The organism is Streptomyces sp. NPDC059037 (assembly GCF_042740015.1).
Classification (GTDB): domain Bacteria; phylum Actinomycetota; class Actinomycetes; order Streptomycetales; family Streptomycetaceae; genus Streptomyces.
Window position 1 is genome coordinate 12,682 of record NZ_JBHYIG010000111.1, and the last position, 15,035, is coordinate 27,716.

Below are 15,035 nucleotides of genomic sequence, written 5' to 3' on the forward strand. Positions count from 1 at the left end.
TCTATTTCATTGTGTTCTGTGTTGTTTTTTTTTTTTTATTCAACATACACCCCGCCCCCGGGGGGCGGGGGCGCCCCCCCCCCGGCCCCCCCCCCCACGGCCCTGGCCCCACGGCCACGCCCCCGCCACCTACAAGGAGCGCGCTCAACCCATGGAGATAGTGACGCTGCCCGCCGCCGGGGAACCGTCCGCCGATGTGGCGGCGGTGCGGGACGGGCTCGCGCGGGAGGCGGCCCGCTACGGGCTCACGTCGGGCGAACTGCTCGTGGAGATCGGCACGTTGGGCCTGCCCGGCAAGGACGACGCCCCGGCACCGGCGTCCGCCGCGCACGCCGACCGACTCCGTGTGCCCGTCCTGCTGTACCGGACCACCGCGCTGATCGGCCCCGTACAACACCCCGTTGCCCCCGGCCACGCGCCGGTCCGCCCGTGTGTGGGCTGTCTGCGCCGCCGCTGGCTGCGCCTGCGCAAGGAGCACGAGCGCGAAGCGCTCGAAGCGGACGGTGACGCGTACGTCGTGGCGGGCGGCGGCACCCCGCTCCTCGCCGAGTTCGGCACACCGCACATCGCGGCCGTCCTCGCCCGGCTGTGCGCGCGGGGCGACGCCCGCGACGCGCGGAGAGCGGACCTGGCGGACGTCATCGAAGTGGACCTGAGCACAGGGCGGACCACCCGCCATCCGCTGCTCGCGGAGCCCGACTGCCCGCAGTGCGGCCCGGGTTGGCCGGACGCGCCGCCCCAGGCCATCGGCTTTCCCACCGCGCGGCCGGGCCTCGCACCCGGCAGCTCCCGGCTGCGGAGCTGGCGCGACTACGCCCTCCCGAAGAAGGCGCTGGTCAACCCTGTGTGCGGCGTCCTGGGCGCCCTGTCGACCGGATCGTCGCGCGGGGCGGCGGTCAACGCCAACCTCAACGGCACCATGCGCCTCGGCGGGACGCGGACCGAGGGCGTGCCCCTGTACGAGGTGAGCTGGTCGGGGCACTCCCAGTCGTACGCCGAGAGCGAGGCCATGGCGTTCCTCGAAGGCCTTGAGCGGTACGCGGGACAGCACGCCCGCGGCCGCAGGGCCGCGGCCACGGCTTCGCTGAACGAGCTGCGGCGTCTTTCCCTGCCGGCCCTGGACCCGCGGGCGGGCCTTGGGCACGGGCCGGAGTTCTACGCCGCGCGCAGCCCGCACATGGTGCCCTTCACCCCGGATCTGAGCCTGGAGTGGCTGTGGGGTCACTCGCTGCGTGACGAGCGGGCCGTCCTCGTACCCGAACAGCTGGCCTTCTACGGGCCGCGCCCGCCCGGTGTGCGCTTCACGACGAGCTCCTCCAGCGGCTGCGCCACCGGCAGCTGCCTCGAAGAGGCCGCCCTGTTCGGCCTGTTGGAGCTGATCGAGCGCGACGCGTTTCTGCTCACCTGGTACGGGGCGCAGCAGGTCCAGGCGATCGACCCCCGCGACTGCGGCCGTTCGGGGACGGCCGCTCTGATCGACCGGATGAGCGGCGAGGGGTACGACATCCACCTCTTCGACATGCGGATCGACCTGCCCGTGCCCGCGGTGCTCTGCGTCGCCAAGCGCCGCGTACCGGGCCCGGGTGACGTCGTCTTCTCGGCCGGTGCCGCGCTCGAACCGGCCGACGCCGTGGCATCGGCGGTGGGCGAGGTGTCGTCGCTGGTGGAGAACTTCGCCGCGCGCGTCACCACCGCCGAGAGCGAACTGCGCGCCATGGCCGATGACTACGACAAGGTGCGCACCCTGCACGACCACCTGATGCTCTACGGCCTGCCGGAGATGGCGGACCGTACGGAATTCCTGTTCGGCGCCCGGGAGACCGGGCCGCGGCCCTTGGACGAGGTGTTCGCGGACTGGAACCGCGTCAGACCGCGGGACGGCGACGTACGCAGCCAACTCGCCCACTGCGCACGGCTCGTCACCGACGCGGTGGACGGGGAACTGGCCGTCGTCGACCAGACGCCGCCGGAACAGCTCGGCATCGGAGTGCGCACCGTCGCCGTCGTCTCCCAGGGGCTCATCCCCATCGACTTCGGCTGGGACCAGCAACGGGCCCTGCGCAGCGAGCGGTTGCGCACCGCCGCCCACCGGGCCGGACTGCGCTCCGCGCCGCTGAGCGACGAAGAGATCCACCGGCACCCGCACCCGTTCCCCTGACGGGCACCTGGATCGCCGCCCTGCGGTGACCCGACGAACCATGACTGAACGACCGTCAGGCGGAGGAGAGCGATGGCTCCGAACGATGCGGCGCAGGCCGTCCTCGACTACGTACACGCCGTGCGCACGCGCTGGACGGCTCCGATCGCGCCACCGGGATTCGCACCCGACTGGGCCGACCGGCCCGACCCGCACACCTACTACCCGCAGACCGAACGGCGGCCGCTGCCCCTGCACGACCCCCAAGTCCCCGCCGGCGACGGCCGGTTCGACCTGCCGCTCCTCGGTTCGTTCCTCCATCTCTCCGCAGGGGTGCTGTCCCGCCGCTGGCAGATCGACTGGAGCCCCGACATCGCGGGCGCGACGACACTGACCGGGGCCCGCTGGGGCCGCGGCACCCCGTCCGGGGGCGGCGCCTACCCCCTGGAGCTGTACGTGGCGGCGGGCCCATCGGCGCCGATGTCCTCCGGGATCCATCACTACGCCTCGGGGCTGCACGCGCTGGAGCGGGTCGCCGCCGGGAACCCCGTGCCGGAGATCGCCGCGGCCCTGCGCCCGGAGCGACCCGACGGGACCGACGCGTACCTGCTCTGCGCGCTGCGCTTCTGGAAGTCGGCGTACAAGTACAACAACTTCGCCTACCACCTGATGCTGCACGACCTGGGCGCCTTCCTCGGCTCATGGGGTGCGCTGGGGCAGCAGTACGGTGTCGTGGGCGACCCGTGTCTCGCCTTCGACGACCGGGCGCTCGCCCGGATGCTGGGCCTGGCCCCCCACGAGGGCGGTGTGCTGGCGGTCCTTCCGCTCTCCTGGGCCGACCGGCCGCCCGGGAGCCCGCTCCGGTGCGACGATCACCGGGCCCGCCCCGTCCGGAGCGCTCCTCGCGAACGCTCCCGTGAGACCCGCGAGTTTCCTCTGGTGAGCGCCGTGCACAAGGCGACTTCGGTCAACTTGCCTTCGGGGCCAGGAGAGTTGGACGAGTCGCTGCCGGATCCCCCGTCGGACGCGGTGCCGTTGGACACCTCGGACAGCGCCGACTCGGGTGCCGGTCCCGTTCCCGTCGCCGACGCCCTGGCCCGCAGGGCATCCGCGAACGGACGCTTCAATGGCGGCCGCCCAGTGCGGAGTTCAGACCTGGGTGAGGCGCTGCGGGCGGCGTCGCGCGGGCTCGGGGGAACGTGTGGAGGCGTGCGTCTGCGGCTCGCGGCCCGTCGCGTGGCCGGTCTCGAAGCCGGTGTGTACGACTACCACCCCGAGCGGCACGCCCTGGTGCCGGTGGCGGACACCACGGCACTGGACGACCGCGTCTACACCCTGCCCAACTACTCGGTGGGCCAGGCCGCCGTGACCGTGGTCTCCCACTGGCAGCCGGAGCGCGCCGTCGCACGGGCCGGTCCTCGCGCCTACCGGTACGCGGCCGTCGCCGCGGGCGCGGCAGCCCAGCGGCTGCAACTGGCCGCCGCCCGGGCCGGTCTTGCCTCCGGCATCGTGCTCGGCTTCCAAGGCCCCGTGCTCGAAGACGCCATCGGGCTCACGGCGGAGGGCCGGCACGGCCTGCTGTGCGTCTTCATGGGCCACCACTCGGAGGGCATCGCACGCCTGGACGACCGCCTGTACTGACGCCGACCGCCGCGCCGACGTCCCCCTGACCACGCCTGACCGGGAGCACCCCTTTGTCCTCGCCCTCGCCCACGCCGTCGCCCCGCCCGCGCATCGCCCGCCCGGCGGACGGCTACCTGCGTGACCCGCACCTGCACGACGGCCTGCTGACCTTCGTCGCCGAGCAGGACGTGTGGACCGTGCCGCTCGGCGGTGGCCGGGCGTGGCGCGCCAGCGCGGAGCGGGAACCGGCCCGGCATCCGCGCATCAGCCCGGACGGCCGGCTGCTCGCGTGGACGGCCTGGCGCGACGGCGCGCCCGAGGCCGTCGTCGCCCCGGTCGACGGTGGTGTCCCCGTCCGCGTCACGCACTGGGCCAACTCCCGTACGCGGGTGCTCGGTTGGCTCTCGTCCGAGGAAATTCTCGTGGTGAGCGCGGCCGGGGAGCGTGCCACGCGAAGGACCTGGGCCTGGGCGGTTCCCCTCGACGGCGGCCCGGCGAGGCGGCTGCCCTACGGACCGGTCTCCGGGGTGGCGCACGGACCGGCGGGCGCCGTCCTCGTACAGACCCCTTCGATGTTCGGTGAGGCCGCGTTCTGGAAGCGGTACCGGGGCGGCACCACCGGCCGGCTGTGGATCGACCGGGCGGGGGACGGCGAGTTCGCCCGGGTCCATCCCGACATCGACGGCAACATCGAGTGCCCGCTGTGGGTCGGCGGCCGCATCGCCTTCCTCTCCGACCACGAGGACAACGGCCGGCTCTGGTCGAGCCTGCCCGACGGCGGTGATCTGCGCCGTCACACGGCGCATCCCTTCGCCACGCGCAACGCCACCACGGACGGCACCCGCGTCGTCTACCAGAGCGGCGGCGAGCTGTGGCTGCTGCCCGGCCTCGGCCCGGATCAGGAGGCCGTACGCGTCGACGTCGCCCTCGGCAGTCCGGGCGCCGGGCGCGCGCCGTACACCGTCACCGGAAGCGAGGCGCTGGAGGGCTTCGACGCCGACCGGACCGGCGAGGGCGTGGTGGTCACGGCGAGCGGCTCGGCGCAGTGGCTCGGCGGACCGGACGAGCCCGCGCGGGCGCTGGCCGTGGAACCGGGCACCCGGGCCAGGCTGCCCCGCGTCCTCGGCGACTCCGGCAGGGTCGCCCGCGTCGTGGTCGTGGACGGTCACGAGGCGATCGAGGTCAGCACGCCGCCGGCGGTCTCCGGCAGCAAGGCGGCGTCGCACCGGTTCGGTGCCGGGCGCCTTGGCCGGGTGCGGGAACTCGTGGCGGCGCCCGACGGCTGCTCGCTGGCGCTGGCCGCCCACGACGGCCGCGTCCTCGTGGTGCGCGTCGACTCCGGTGAGGTGACCGAGGTGGACCGCACCGACGGCGGTGAGGTCACCGACGTGGTCTTCTCGCCGGACTCGCGGTGGCTCGCCTGGTCACATCCGTACCCCAACAAGGTGCGCCAGATCAGACTCGCGCACCTGGAGGACGGAGCGGTGGTGCGGGCGACCGAGCCGCGGTTCAGCGACCGCTCGCCCGCGTTCACCGCGGACGGGCGCCATCTGGCCTTCCTGTCCGAGCGGAACTTCGAAACGACCCCGCAGGCGCACCTGCTGGGACCGGCGTTCGCGGCGGGCACCCGGCTCTGCCTCCTGCCGCTGGCCGCTGACACACCGTCACCCTTCTCGCCGCACGACCCGCGCCCCGCTCCGGACCCCGGTGGCGTCGGGACGCGGCTCGACCGGGAGGCCATCGCCGAGCGGGTGGAGGCCTTCCCCGTACCCGCGGGAGACCTCATCGACCTGCGCGCGGCCGACGGCGGTGTGCTGTGGATCCGCAAGAACCCCAGCGGCGACTGGCTCGCGGACCGCGGCACGCTGATGCGCTGGGACTTCGCTGCGGGCCGCGCGAGCGAGATCCGGGCGGACGTCGACGAGTACACCGTGACCGGAGACGGCCTGCGGGTCCTGGCCAGGACCGGTTCGGCGCTGTCCCTGCTGCCCGCCGACCGGCCCGCGGCGCCGGGCGAGGCGAAGGACGTCGACCTGGACCGGGTGCGCGTCCGGGTCGATCCGCCCGCGCGCTGGGCCCAGGGCTTCGACGAGGACGGCGGTCTCATCCGCGACGTCTACGTACGCGCCGACATGGGAGGCGTCGACTGGGACGCCGTGCTCGACCGGTACCGGCCGCTGGTGCGGCGGCTCGGCTGCTACGACGACTTCATCGACCTGCTCTGGGAGGTGCACGGAGAGCTCGGCTGCTCCCACGCCTACGTCACCGAACGCCCGGCGCCGCACCGGGAACGGCGCGCCCAGGGCCTGCTCGGCGCCGACCTGACGCGGGACGCGGACGGGACCTGGCGCGTGGGCCGGGTGCCGCGCGGCGACGCCTCGGTGCAGGGCGCGGTGTCGCCGCTGCGGGCACCCGGCGTCGGCGTACGCGAGGGCGACGCGGTCCTGGAGGTCGACGGCGTGTCCGTCACGCCCGACCGGAGCCCCGCCGTCCTCCTCGCGGGCCGGGCGGGTCTGGCCACCCGGCTGACCGTGCGCCCCGGGCAGGGCGGTGAGCCACGGACCGTGGTGGTCGTCCCGCTGCGTGACGAGGCGGCGTTGCGGTACCACGACTGGGTGGCCTCCCGCCGCGAGCTGGTCGCCGACGCGTCGCGCGGGCGGCTCGGCTATCTGCACATCCCGGACATGCTGGGGTCGGGGTGGGCACAGTTCCACCGCGACCTGCGCACCGAGTTCGACCGCGATGGCGTCGTGGTGGACCTCCGGGAGAACACCGGCGGCTATCTCTCCGAGCTCGTCGTCGAGACGCTCGCGCGCCGCGTACTCGGCTGGCGCGTCACCCGCGGCGGCTCCGCGCTGAGCTACCCCTCGCTGTCTCCGCGGGGCCCGGTCGTCGTGGTCACCGACGAGTTCACGGGCTCCGACGGCGATGTCGCCGCGGCCGCGGTCCGTGCCCTTGGCGTCGGCCCCGTCGTCGGCAACCGCACCTGGGGCGGGGTGAACGTGATGGACTGGAACTTCTCCCTGGGTGACGGCACCGGACTGATCCTGCCGCGTGAGGCGTACTGGTTCGCGCGGGACGGCTGGCAGCTGGAGAACAGGGGAGTGGCGCCGGACATCGAGGTGAGGTGCACGCCCGGGGATCTGGTCGCGGGGCGGGACCGCCATCTGGAGGAGGCGGTCCGCGCCGGGCTCGACCGGCTCGCCGGACATCCCGTCGCGTCGCCGCCGCCCCCGGTGTGGTGACGTCCGCTGGGCCTTCCGCCATCCCTGCTACCTTGCGTGAAAAATCTTTCACTTTGTGTCGCATTGGGAGCATGTGTGAAGGTCGCCTGCGTCGGCGGCGGACCCGCCGCCCTGTACCTCTCGATCCTGCTCAAGCGGCAGGACCCGTCCCACGACATCACCGTCCATGAGCGCAACCCCGCCGGGTCCACCTACGGCTGGGGCGTGACCTACTGGGGCGGCCTGCTCGACAAGCTCCGGGCCGGTGACCCCGAGTCCGCGCACGCCGTCGTCGGGCACTCGGTCCGCTGGAGCGACGGCATCGCGCACGTGGGGGACCGCAAGACCGTGCACCACGGCGACGAGGGCTTCGGCATCGGCCGCCACCGGCTGCTCGACATCCTCACCCGGCGGGCCCGGTCCCTCGGCGTACGCGTCGAGTTCGAGAGCGAGATCACGGCCGCGGACATGCTCTCCGACGCCGACCTGGTCGTCGCGGGCGACGGCGTCCACAGCGGTCTTCGCGAGCGGCACGCAGGGCACTTCGGCACCGAGGTCGCGGTCGGCCGCAACAAGTACATCTGGCTCGGCACCAGCAAGGTATTCGACTCCTTCACCTTCGCCTTCGTCGAGACCGCGCACGGCTGGATCTGGTGCTACGGCTACCGGTTCAGCGACGAGCGGAGCACCTGTGTCGTCGAGTGCTCCCCGGAGACCTGGACCGGCCTCGGTCTGCACGAGGCGAGCGAGGCCGAGAGCCTCGCCCTCCTGGAACGGCTCTTCGCGGGGCCGCTCGACGGGCACCGCCTGATCGGCAGGGCGCAGGCCGACGGCGGCGCGCAGTGGCTCAACTTCCGCACCCTGACCAACCGCACCTGGCACCGCGACAACCTCGTCCTGCTCGGCGACGCCGCGCACACCACGCACTACTCGATCGGCGCCGGCACCACCCTCGCCCTGGAGGACGCCCTCGCCCTGGCGGCGGCCCTGCGCGGGAGCCCGCGCCTCGAACCCGCCCTGGACGCCTACGGGCGCGAGCGGAGGTCCGCACTGCTCTCCGTCCAGAGCGCGGCCCGCTACAGCGCCCAGTGGTACGAGAACCTGCCGCGCTACATCCGCCTCGACCCGCCCCAGATGTTCGCACTCCTGGGCCAGCGCCACTCGCCCCTGCTTCCGCACATCCCGCCGCAGCTCTACTACCGAATCGACCGCGCCGCCGAGCAGTTGGAGCCGCTGCGGAGGATGAAGCGGTGGCTGGGGCCGAAGGTGGCGCGGACGCTGCACGCCCGTACGCGGGCATCGCGCGAGTAGTCCCGCCTCTCCTCAAACGCCGGGCGCGCCTCCGTCGGGCCGGGGCGGCGGAGATGCCAGGAGCCTGGTCACCGCCCGCCCGAACATCCACCGCGCCGCCGGCCTCAACGCCCCGTCGCAGAAGGCCGGCAGCCACCGCACCCGCAGGTCCTCGCGCCAGGCGATGAGCGAACCGGCGGGCCCGGGGCGGGGGGACACCTCGATCTCCGCCCAGCCCGTCACGAACGACCCCCGCTTCTCAAGACGGCACAGGCCCGCGCCGTCCGGGCCCGGCGGGCGCCACACCACGACCTGCATGACGTCGTCGAATCCGATGCGGCCAAGACCGGTGCGCGCGACGAACACCGTTCCCTCGCCCGTCGGCTGGGGCGTCCTGACGACGACCCGCGTCAGCGGGACCACGTCGCCGTGCCGCTCCCACGCGGTGAGCCGCCGCCAGACCTCGTGGGTGGGCAGGGGCGATTCCTGGTCGATCCGGAAGAGAGCCACCCGCCGATCCTGCCAGGCGGCGGGCTACCGGTAGACCTTCCCCGGCTCCGCCTTGCCCGGCGCGAGCAGCTGCGGGACGGTCACGAAGACGAAGCCCCGCTTCTTCAGGCCGTCGATGATGCCCGGCACCGCGGGCACCGTGCCCTTGTAGATGTCGTGCAGCAGGATGATGCCGTCCCGCTCGGTCTGGTCGAGGACGCGCTTCTGGATCAGCGCGGAGTCGTTCGTCGTGTAGTCCTTGGCGGTGACGCTCCAGAGGATCTCCGAGAGGCCCTCCTCGCGGGAGATCTTGTTCACCTCGTCGTTGGTGCGCCCCTGCGGCGGGCGCATCAGCGTCGGTTTGTGGCCGATCAGCTTCTCTATCGCCTCGTTGGGCCTGCGCAGTTCCTCACGTGCCTCGTCGGGGTCGATGTCCGTGAGGATCTTGTGCGACCACGTGTGGCTCGCGACCTCGTGCCCCTCGGCGTCCATGCGCTTCACGAGCTCGGGGTACTTGGCTATGTGGTTCTTGCCGAGCGTGAAGAAGGTGGCGGGCACCTTCTCGTCCTTGAGGATGTCGAGCAGCCGCGCCGAGTTCTCGCTCGGCCCGGCGTCGAAGGTCAGCGCGACGCACTTGGCCCTGCTGCAGTCGACCGTGCCCAGCTTCACCTGGTTCGCGGAGTTCGCGGCCGCGCCGCCGTTGCGGACGGTGCTGGGCGAGGTCGTCTCCAGCTTGGTGCACCCCGTGAGGGCCATGGCGAGGCCCAGGGCGGCCACCGTCGTAAAGGTGGTGGTTGAAAGCAACCGGCTGGCGCGTCTCTTCATCTTGCTTTTCGAAGCGGGCATGCGATGACTATACATAGCGTGTATACATCGAGTGCATAGTGTCCTGTGGAGGTGCCACGAGGAGCGCCCCGAAGGGGCGCGGGGAACTGCGCGACCAGCCACGACGCACCCGCGGACGAGGCCTGCACTTCCCCGCGCGGAGCGCTCAGCGACCGGCCGTCAGGTCACCCATCCACCTCTCCACAGCGGCAGCGTCCCGCGGCAGACCCGCCGACAGGTTCTCGTTGCCGTCGGCCGTGACCAGGAGGTCGTCCTCGATGCGGACCCCGATGCCGCGGTACTCCTCGGGCACGGTGAGATCGTCCGCCTGGAAGTACAGGCCGGGCTCGACGGTCAGCACCATCCCCGCTTCGAGTACGCCGCCGACGTACTCCTCGGTGCGCGCCTGGGCGCAGTCGTGGACGTCGAGGCCGAGCATGTGGCCGGTGCCCGCCATGGTGAAGCGGCGCTGAAGGCCCAGCTCGAAGACCCGGTCGGGGTCGCCGTCGAGCAGGCCCCACTCGACGAGGCGGTGCGCGAGGTGCCGCTGCGCCGCGTCATGGAAGTCGCGGTAGGCGGCGCCCGGCTTCACGGCGGCGATGCCCGCCTCCTGCGCCTCGTACACCGCGTCGTAGATCTTGCGCTGGAGCGGCGTGAAGGTGCCGTCGATGGGGAGGGTCCTGGTGACATCGGCGGTGTAGAGGGAGTGGGTCTCCACGCCCGCGTCCAGGAGCAGGAGTTCACCGGGACGCACGGGTCCGTCGTTCTGCTGCCAGTGCATGATCGTCGCGTGCTCGCCCGCCGCGCAGATCGATCCGTACCCGATGTGGTTGCCCTCAAGGCGGGCGCGGCGGAAGAAGGTGCCCTCGATCCAGCGCTCCGACGTGGCGATCGCGGTCGCCAACTCCCGTACGACATCGGTGAATCCGCGCACCGTGGAGTCCACGGCCTTGCGCAGCTCGCCGATCTCCCAGTCGTCCTTGATCAGGCGAAGCTCCGAGAGCGCCTCGTCGAGCTCGGCGTCGCGCTGCTCGTCGGTGGTCACCGCCGCTTCGAGTGCCGGGTCGTGGCCGCGCACGATGCGGGTCGGCACGGCGGATTCCGCCAGCTCGGCGGGGGCGTCGCGGACATCGCGGCAGGGCAGGCCGAGCAGCAGCTCGGACTCGGCGAGGCTGCGCCTGCGGCCCATCCACAGCTCGGCCGTCATGCCGGTCCAGAACTCGTCGCTGTCCCGGCCGTCGCGGGGGAGCTGGTACAGGTGCGCGTCATGGCCGCCGCCGGGGCGCGGTTCGAGGACCAGGGCGCAGTCCCTCGCCTGGTCGCCGGTCATGTGGACGTACGCGGAGTACGGGCGGAAGGGGTAATGGCTGTCGTTCGAGCGGGTCTTGAGGTTTCCCGAGGGGATCACGAGGCGCTCGCCCGGGAAGCGTGCGGAGAGGGCGGCGCGGCGGCGGGCGGCGTGCGCGGACTGTTCGGCCGGGCGCAGGTCGCGCTGCTCGGTGTCGGCCCAGCCCGTTCTCATCAGGGCGGAGAGTTCTTCGGAGATGGCGGGGTAGAGGCCGTTCTTGCGCCCCTCGGGCCTGGGGGCGGGCTTCGTGGAATCGGTCATCTGGTTCACCTTTGCTGCCAGGTACGGGTCTCGTCCGACTGTTCGCCACAGCCGTCCTGCCACCGTAGATACCCTTGGCCCATAAGGGAATATGTGACATAGTACTGATGTGACCAAGCGGCTGACCTGCGATGTTGTGGTTGTCGGCGCCGGGATGGTGGGCGCTGCCTGTGCGCTGTACGCGGCGCGTGCCGGGCTGTCCGTCGTCCTGGTGGACCGCGGTCCCGTGGCCGGCGGCACGACCGGATCGGGCGAGGGGAATCTGCTCGTCTCCGACAAGGAGCCGGGGCCCGAGCTTGAACTCGCCCTGCTCTCCGGCCGGTTGTGGGCCGAGCTCGCCGCCGAGCCCGGCCTCGGCGCGGGCATCGAGTTCGAGGCCAAGGGCGGCGTCGTCGTGGCCTCGTCCGGCGAAGGGCTCGCGGCGCTCGGGGAGTTCGCCGCCGGGCAGCGGGCGGCCGGGGTCGACGCGCGTGCCGTCGCGGCCGATGAGCTGCGCGCACTCGAACCGCACCTCGCCCCCGACGCGGTCGGTGGCGTTCACTATCCCCAGGACAGCCAGGTGATGCCGACGCTCGCTGCCGCCCAACTGGTACGCGTGGCACGGTCGTTGGGTGCTGAACTGCGCACCGGCCGCACCGTCACCGCCGTGCTGCGCACCGCGGACGGCGCGGTCCGGGGTGTCCGCACCGACCAGGGGGAGATCCACGCCCCGGCGGTCGTGAACGCCGCGGGCACCTGGGGCGGCGAGGTCGCCGCCCTCGCGGGAGTGCGCCTCCCCGTCCTGCCCCGGCGCGGATTCGTCCTGGTCACCGAGCCGCTGCCGCGCATGGTCCGGCATAAGGTGTACGCCGCTGACTACGTGGCCGATGTGGCCAGCGGATCCGCCGCGCTGCAGACCTCACCGGTCGTCGAGGGCACGGCGGCGGGGCCGGTCCTGATCGGCGCGAGCCGTGAACGGGTCGGCTTCGACCGGAGCTTCTCGCTGCCCGTCATGCGGGCCCTCGCGGCGGGCGCGACCCGGCTCTTCCCGTTCCTGGAGAACATCCGCGCGATGCGCGCCTACGTAGGGTTCCGCCCCTACCTGCCCGACCACCTGCCCGCCATCGGACCGGACGCGCGGATGCCGGGGCTGTTCCACGCGTGCGGGCACGAGGGCGCGGGCATCGGACTGGCCACGGGGACGGGGTACTTGATCGCTCAGGTGTTGGGTGGGGTGAGGCCGGATCTTGGGCTCGGTCCGTTTCGGCCGGATCGATTTGGTGAGGGGGTTTCGTGAGCGTGCGTGTCATGCGGTTGGGTCGGGTCCGGGAGCGCCTGGGGCCGGCGGGGGCGGGGCGCTTGACCGTCGAGGTGCTCGGTGGGGTGAGTCCGGGCCTTGGGCTCGGTCCGTTTCGGTCCGGTCGATTTGCCGAGGAGGCTTTGTGAGTAAGCGCGTCACCCCTATGGACCTGGTCCGCGCCCGCCCCGGGGCGGCGTACACCGTCATGTTTGACGGCCGCGAGCTTCCCGCTCTGCCCGGTCAGACCGTTGCCGCCGCGCTGTGGTCGGCCGGTGTCGCCGCCTGGCGCACCACGCGGAGCGGTGCGGAACCGCGGGGCGTGTTCTGCGGGATCGGCGTCTGCTTCGACTGCCTGGTCACGGTCAACGGCCGCCCCAATCAACGCGCTTGCCTCGTGCCCGCCGCGCCAGGCGACGACATCCGCAGCCAGGACGGGACCGGCCGCTCCGACACGGGCGAGGCGCGATGAACCTCGCCGTCATCGGCGCCGGTCCCGCCGGTCTCGCCGCCGCGCTCGCCGCCGCGGACCGGGGCATCCGCGTACGCCTCGTCGACTCGGCCGCGCAGCCCGGAGGACAGTTCTACCGGCAGCCTCCCCGCGCCTTCGGCGCCCGGCGCCCGCAGGAGCTGCACCACCAGTGGCGGACGTGGCAGCGGCTGCGGGACGGCCTGGCGAGGCATGTCGAAGCGGGGCGCATCACGCATCTGGCGGAGCATCATGTGTGGTTCGTGGAACGCCAGTTGGAACCGCCTGGTTTCACCGTGCACGCCCTGCTCGGGCCGGAGCAGGAAGAGCCCGGGACCGTGCGCGCCGACGCCGTGCTGATCGCCACCGGCGGATACGAGAAGGTCCTGCCGTTCCCCGGCTGGACGCTGCCCGGCGTGGTCACCGCCGGCGGTGCGCAGGCCATGCTCAAGGGTGGCCTCGTGCTCCTCGGACGCAACGCCGTGGTCGCCGGAACGGGACCGCTGCTCATGCCGGTCGCCGTCGGTCTCGCCGCCGCCGGGGCCGACGTCGCGGCGCTGGTCGAGTCGGCGGGGCCGAAGGGCTTCGCACGGCACGCCGTGACCTTCGCCGCCCACCCGGCCAAGCTCGCCGAGGGTGCCTCGTACGCGGCTGAACTCCTGCGCCACCGTGTGCCGTTGCTGCCGCACCACACCGTCGTCGAGGCGCACGGGAAGGACAGGATCGAGGCGGTGACCGTCGCCGCGCTCGACCCTGCGGGGCGGGTCGAGGCGGGCACCGAGCGGCGCATCCCCTGCGACACGCTCGCCGTGGGGCACGGCATGCTGCCGCACACCGACATCGCCGAGGCGCTCGGCTGCCGGATCGTCGGACCGGGGGTCGCCGTCGACGCCGAGCAGCGCACCGACGTGCCAGGCGTCTGGGCCGCGGGTGAGAGCACCGGCATCGGCGGCGCCGCCCTCTCCCTGGCCGAGGGGCACATCGCGGGACGCTCCGCCGCCGCCCGGCTCCGGGGGCGGGCGCCCGACCCTCGCTCGTGGGCGGCGGCGGCCAAGTCCCGTACCAAAGCACGGCAGTTCGCCGCCGCCGTCGACGCCGTGTACGCGCCGCCCGCACACTGGGCCGAGCTGCTGCGCGACGACACCCTCGTCTGCCGCTGCGAGGAGGTCCCCGCGTCGGCGGTCCGCGAGGCCGTCGACGAACTCGGGGCGACGGACGCGCGGAGCGTGAAGCTCCTGACCCGCGCCGGCATGGGCTGGTGCCAGGGCCGGATGTGCGGGGCGGCCGTCGACGGGCTCACGGGCTGCGAGGCGACGCCCGCGCGCAGACCGTTCGCCCGGCCGGTGCCGCTGGGGGTCCTCGCACGAGCGGGCGAGGACGAGCCCGACCTGGGCCCGCCGGGGTGACCGCCCCTGACTCCGGCCGATGGCGCGACGCCCCTGCCCTGGCCGATGGCGATGGCCGCCCCGGTTCTGGCCGACGGCGCGACGCCCTTGACCCTGGCCGACGGTGGCGGTTGTCCTGGTTCTGGTCGAACGGCGGTGGCTGCCCTGGTGCTGGCCGACGGTACGACGTCCTCGACTGTGGCCGATGGCGGCGGTTGCCCCGGTTCTGGCCGACGGTACGACGCCTTCGACTGTGGCCGACGGTGGCGGTTGTCCGGGTTCTGGTCGAACGGCGGTGGCTGCCCTGGTGCTGGCCGACGGTACGACGTCCTCGACTGTGGCCGACGGCGGTGGCTGCCCCGGTTCTGGCCGACGGCGCGACGCCTTCGACTCTGGCCGACGGTGGCGGTTGTCCGGGTTCTGGTCGAACGGCGATGGCCGCCCCGGCTCCGGCCGACGGCACGGACGCCCCCGACCCTGGCCGACGGCGGTGGCCGCCCCGCCTCCCCGGCCGACGGCACGGACGCTGCCGCCCGCGCCCCGTACCCAACCGCCGCACACCGCACGGCCGACGGCACGGACGCCCCAGACCCTGGCCGACGGCGGCCGCCCTGCCTCCCCGGCCGACGGCACGGACGCTGCCGCCCGCGCCCCGTACCCAACCGCCGCACACCGCACGGCCGACGGCACGGACGCCCCAGACCCTGG

General features: G+C 73.2%; 10 protein-coding genes and 1 pseudogene. 8 read left to right on the plus strand and 3 right to left on the minus strand.

Annotated features, from left to right (window positions below):
- Positions 1 to 151: 151 nt before the first annotated feature.
- The 4 genes from ACFWY6_RS22880 to ACFWY6_RS22895 all read left to right on the plus strand — a co-directional run bounded on the left by ACFWY6_RS22880 (position 152) and on the right by ACFWY6_RS22895 (position 8,295).
- On the plus strand, positions 152 to 2,158 hold the full coding sequence (locus ACFWY6_RS22880) for a TOMM precursor leader peptide-binding protein (protein ID WP_384693290.1): 2,007 nt from the start codon (positions 152 to 154) through the stop codon (positions 2,156 to 2,158).
- Positions 2,159 to 2,230: 72 nt separating this feature from the next.
- Positions 2,231 to 3,778, plus strand: coding sequence for a nitroreductase family protein (locus tag ACFWY6_RS22885; protein WP_384693293.1), 1,548 nt, complete (start codon positions 2,231 to 2,233; stop codon positions 3,776 to 3,778).
- Between the two features lie 53 nt (positions 3,779 to 3,831).
- Entirely contained in the window at positions 3,832 to 7,005 is a 3,174-nt protein-coding gene (locus tag ACFWY6_RS22890) for a S41 family peptidase (protein ID WP_384693295.1), read from the plus strand.
- Positions 7,006 to 7,080: 75 nt separating this feature from the next.
- The gene (locus ACFWY6_RS22895; protein ID WP_384693298.1) at positions 7,081 to 8,295 is read left to right on the plus strand and encodes an FAD-dependent monooxygenase; all 1,215 of its coding nucleotides are present in this window, start codon (positions 7,081 to 7,083) and stop codon (positions 8,293 to 8,295) included.
- A gap of 12 nt (positions 8,296 to 8,307) precedes the next feature.
- Here ACFWY6_RS22895 and ACFWY6_RS22900 read toward each other — a convergent pair whose 3' ends face one another.
- The 3 genes from ACFWY6_RS22900 to ACFWY6_RS22910 form a co-directional block, all read right to left on the minus strand.
- Positions 8,308 to 8,784 carry an SRPBCC family protein gene (locus ACFWY6_RS22900; RefSeq protein ID WP_384693301.1) on the minus strand — a complete coding sequence of 159 codons (477 nt, stop codon included), beginning with the start codon at positions 8,782 to 8,784 and terminating at the stop codon, positions 8,308 to 8,310.
- A 24-nt stretch (positions 8,785 to 8,808) separates the two neighbouring features.
- On the minus strand, positions 8,809 to 9,588 hold the full coding sequence (locus tag ACFWY6_RS22905) for a polysaccharide deacetylase family protein (RefSeq protein ID WP_384693313.1): 780 nt from the start codon (positions 9,586 to 9,588) through the stop codon (positions 8,809 to 8,811).
- A gap of 166 nt (positions 9,589 to 9,754) precedes the next feature.
- Positions 9,755 to 11,197 (minus strand): aminopeptidase P family protein, encoded by a 1,443-nt coding sequence (locus tag ACFWY6_RS22910; RefSeq protein WP_384693304.1) that lies wholly within the window; start codon positions 11,195 to 11,197, stop codon positions 9,755 to 9,757.
- A gap of 109 nt (positions 11,198 to 11,306) precedes the next feature.
- On the opposite strand from ACFWY6_RS22910, the gene ACFWY6_RS22915 reads away from it, so the two are divergent.
- The 4 genes and pseudogenes from ACFWY6_RS22915 to ACFWY6_RS22930 form a co-directional block, all read left to right on the plus strand.
- Entirely contained in the window at positions 11,307 to 12,473 is a 1,167-nt protein-coding gene (locus ACFWY6_RS22915) for an NAD(P)/FAD-dependent oxidoreductase (protein ID WP_384693307.1), read from the plus strand.
- 166 nt (positions 12,474 to 12,639) lie between these two features.
- On the plus strand, positions 12,640 to 12,945 hold the full coding sequence (locus tag ACFWY6_RS22920; RefSeq protein WP_384693316.1) for a (2Fe-2S)-binding protein: 306 nt from the start codon (positions 12,640 to 12,642) through the stop codon (positions 12,943 to 12,945).
- Complete coding sequence (locus ACFWY6_RS22925; protein WP_384693310.1) at positions 12,942 to 14,348, plus strand: FAD-dependent oxidoreductase; 1,407 nt, start codon at positions 12,942 to 12,944, stop codon at positions 14,346 to 14,348. The genes ACFWY6_RS22920 and ACFWY6_RS22925 overlap by 4 nt, the downstream gene beginning before the upstream one ends.
- 274 nt (positions 14,349 to 14,622) lie before the next feature.
- A pseudogene (locus tag ACFWY6_RS22930) lies at positions 14,623 to 15,035 on the plus strand (hypothetical protein); the annotation flags it as partial.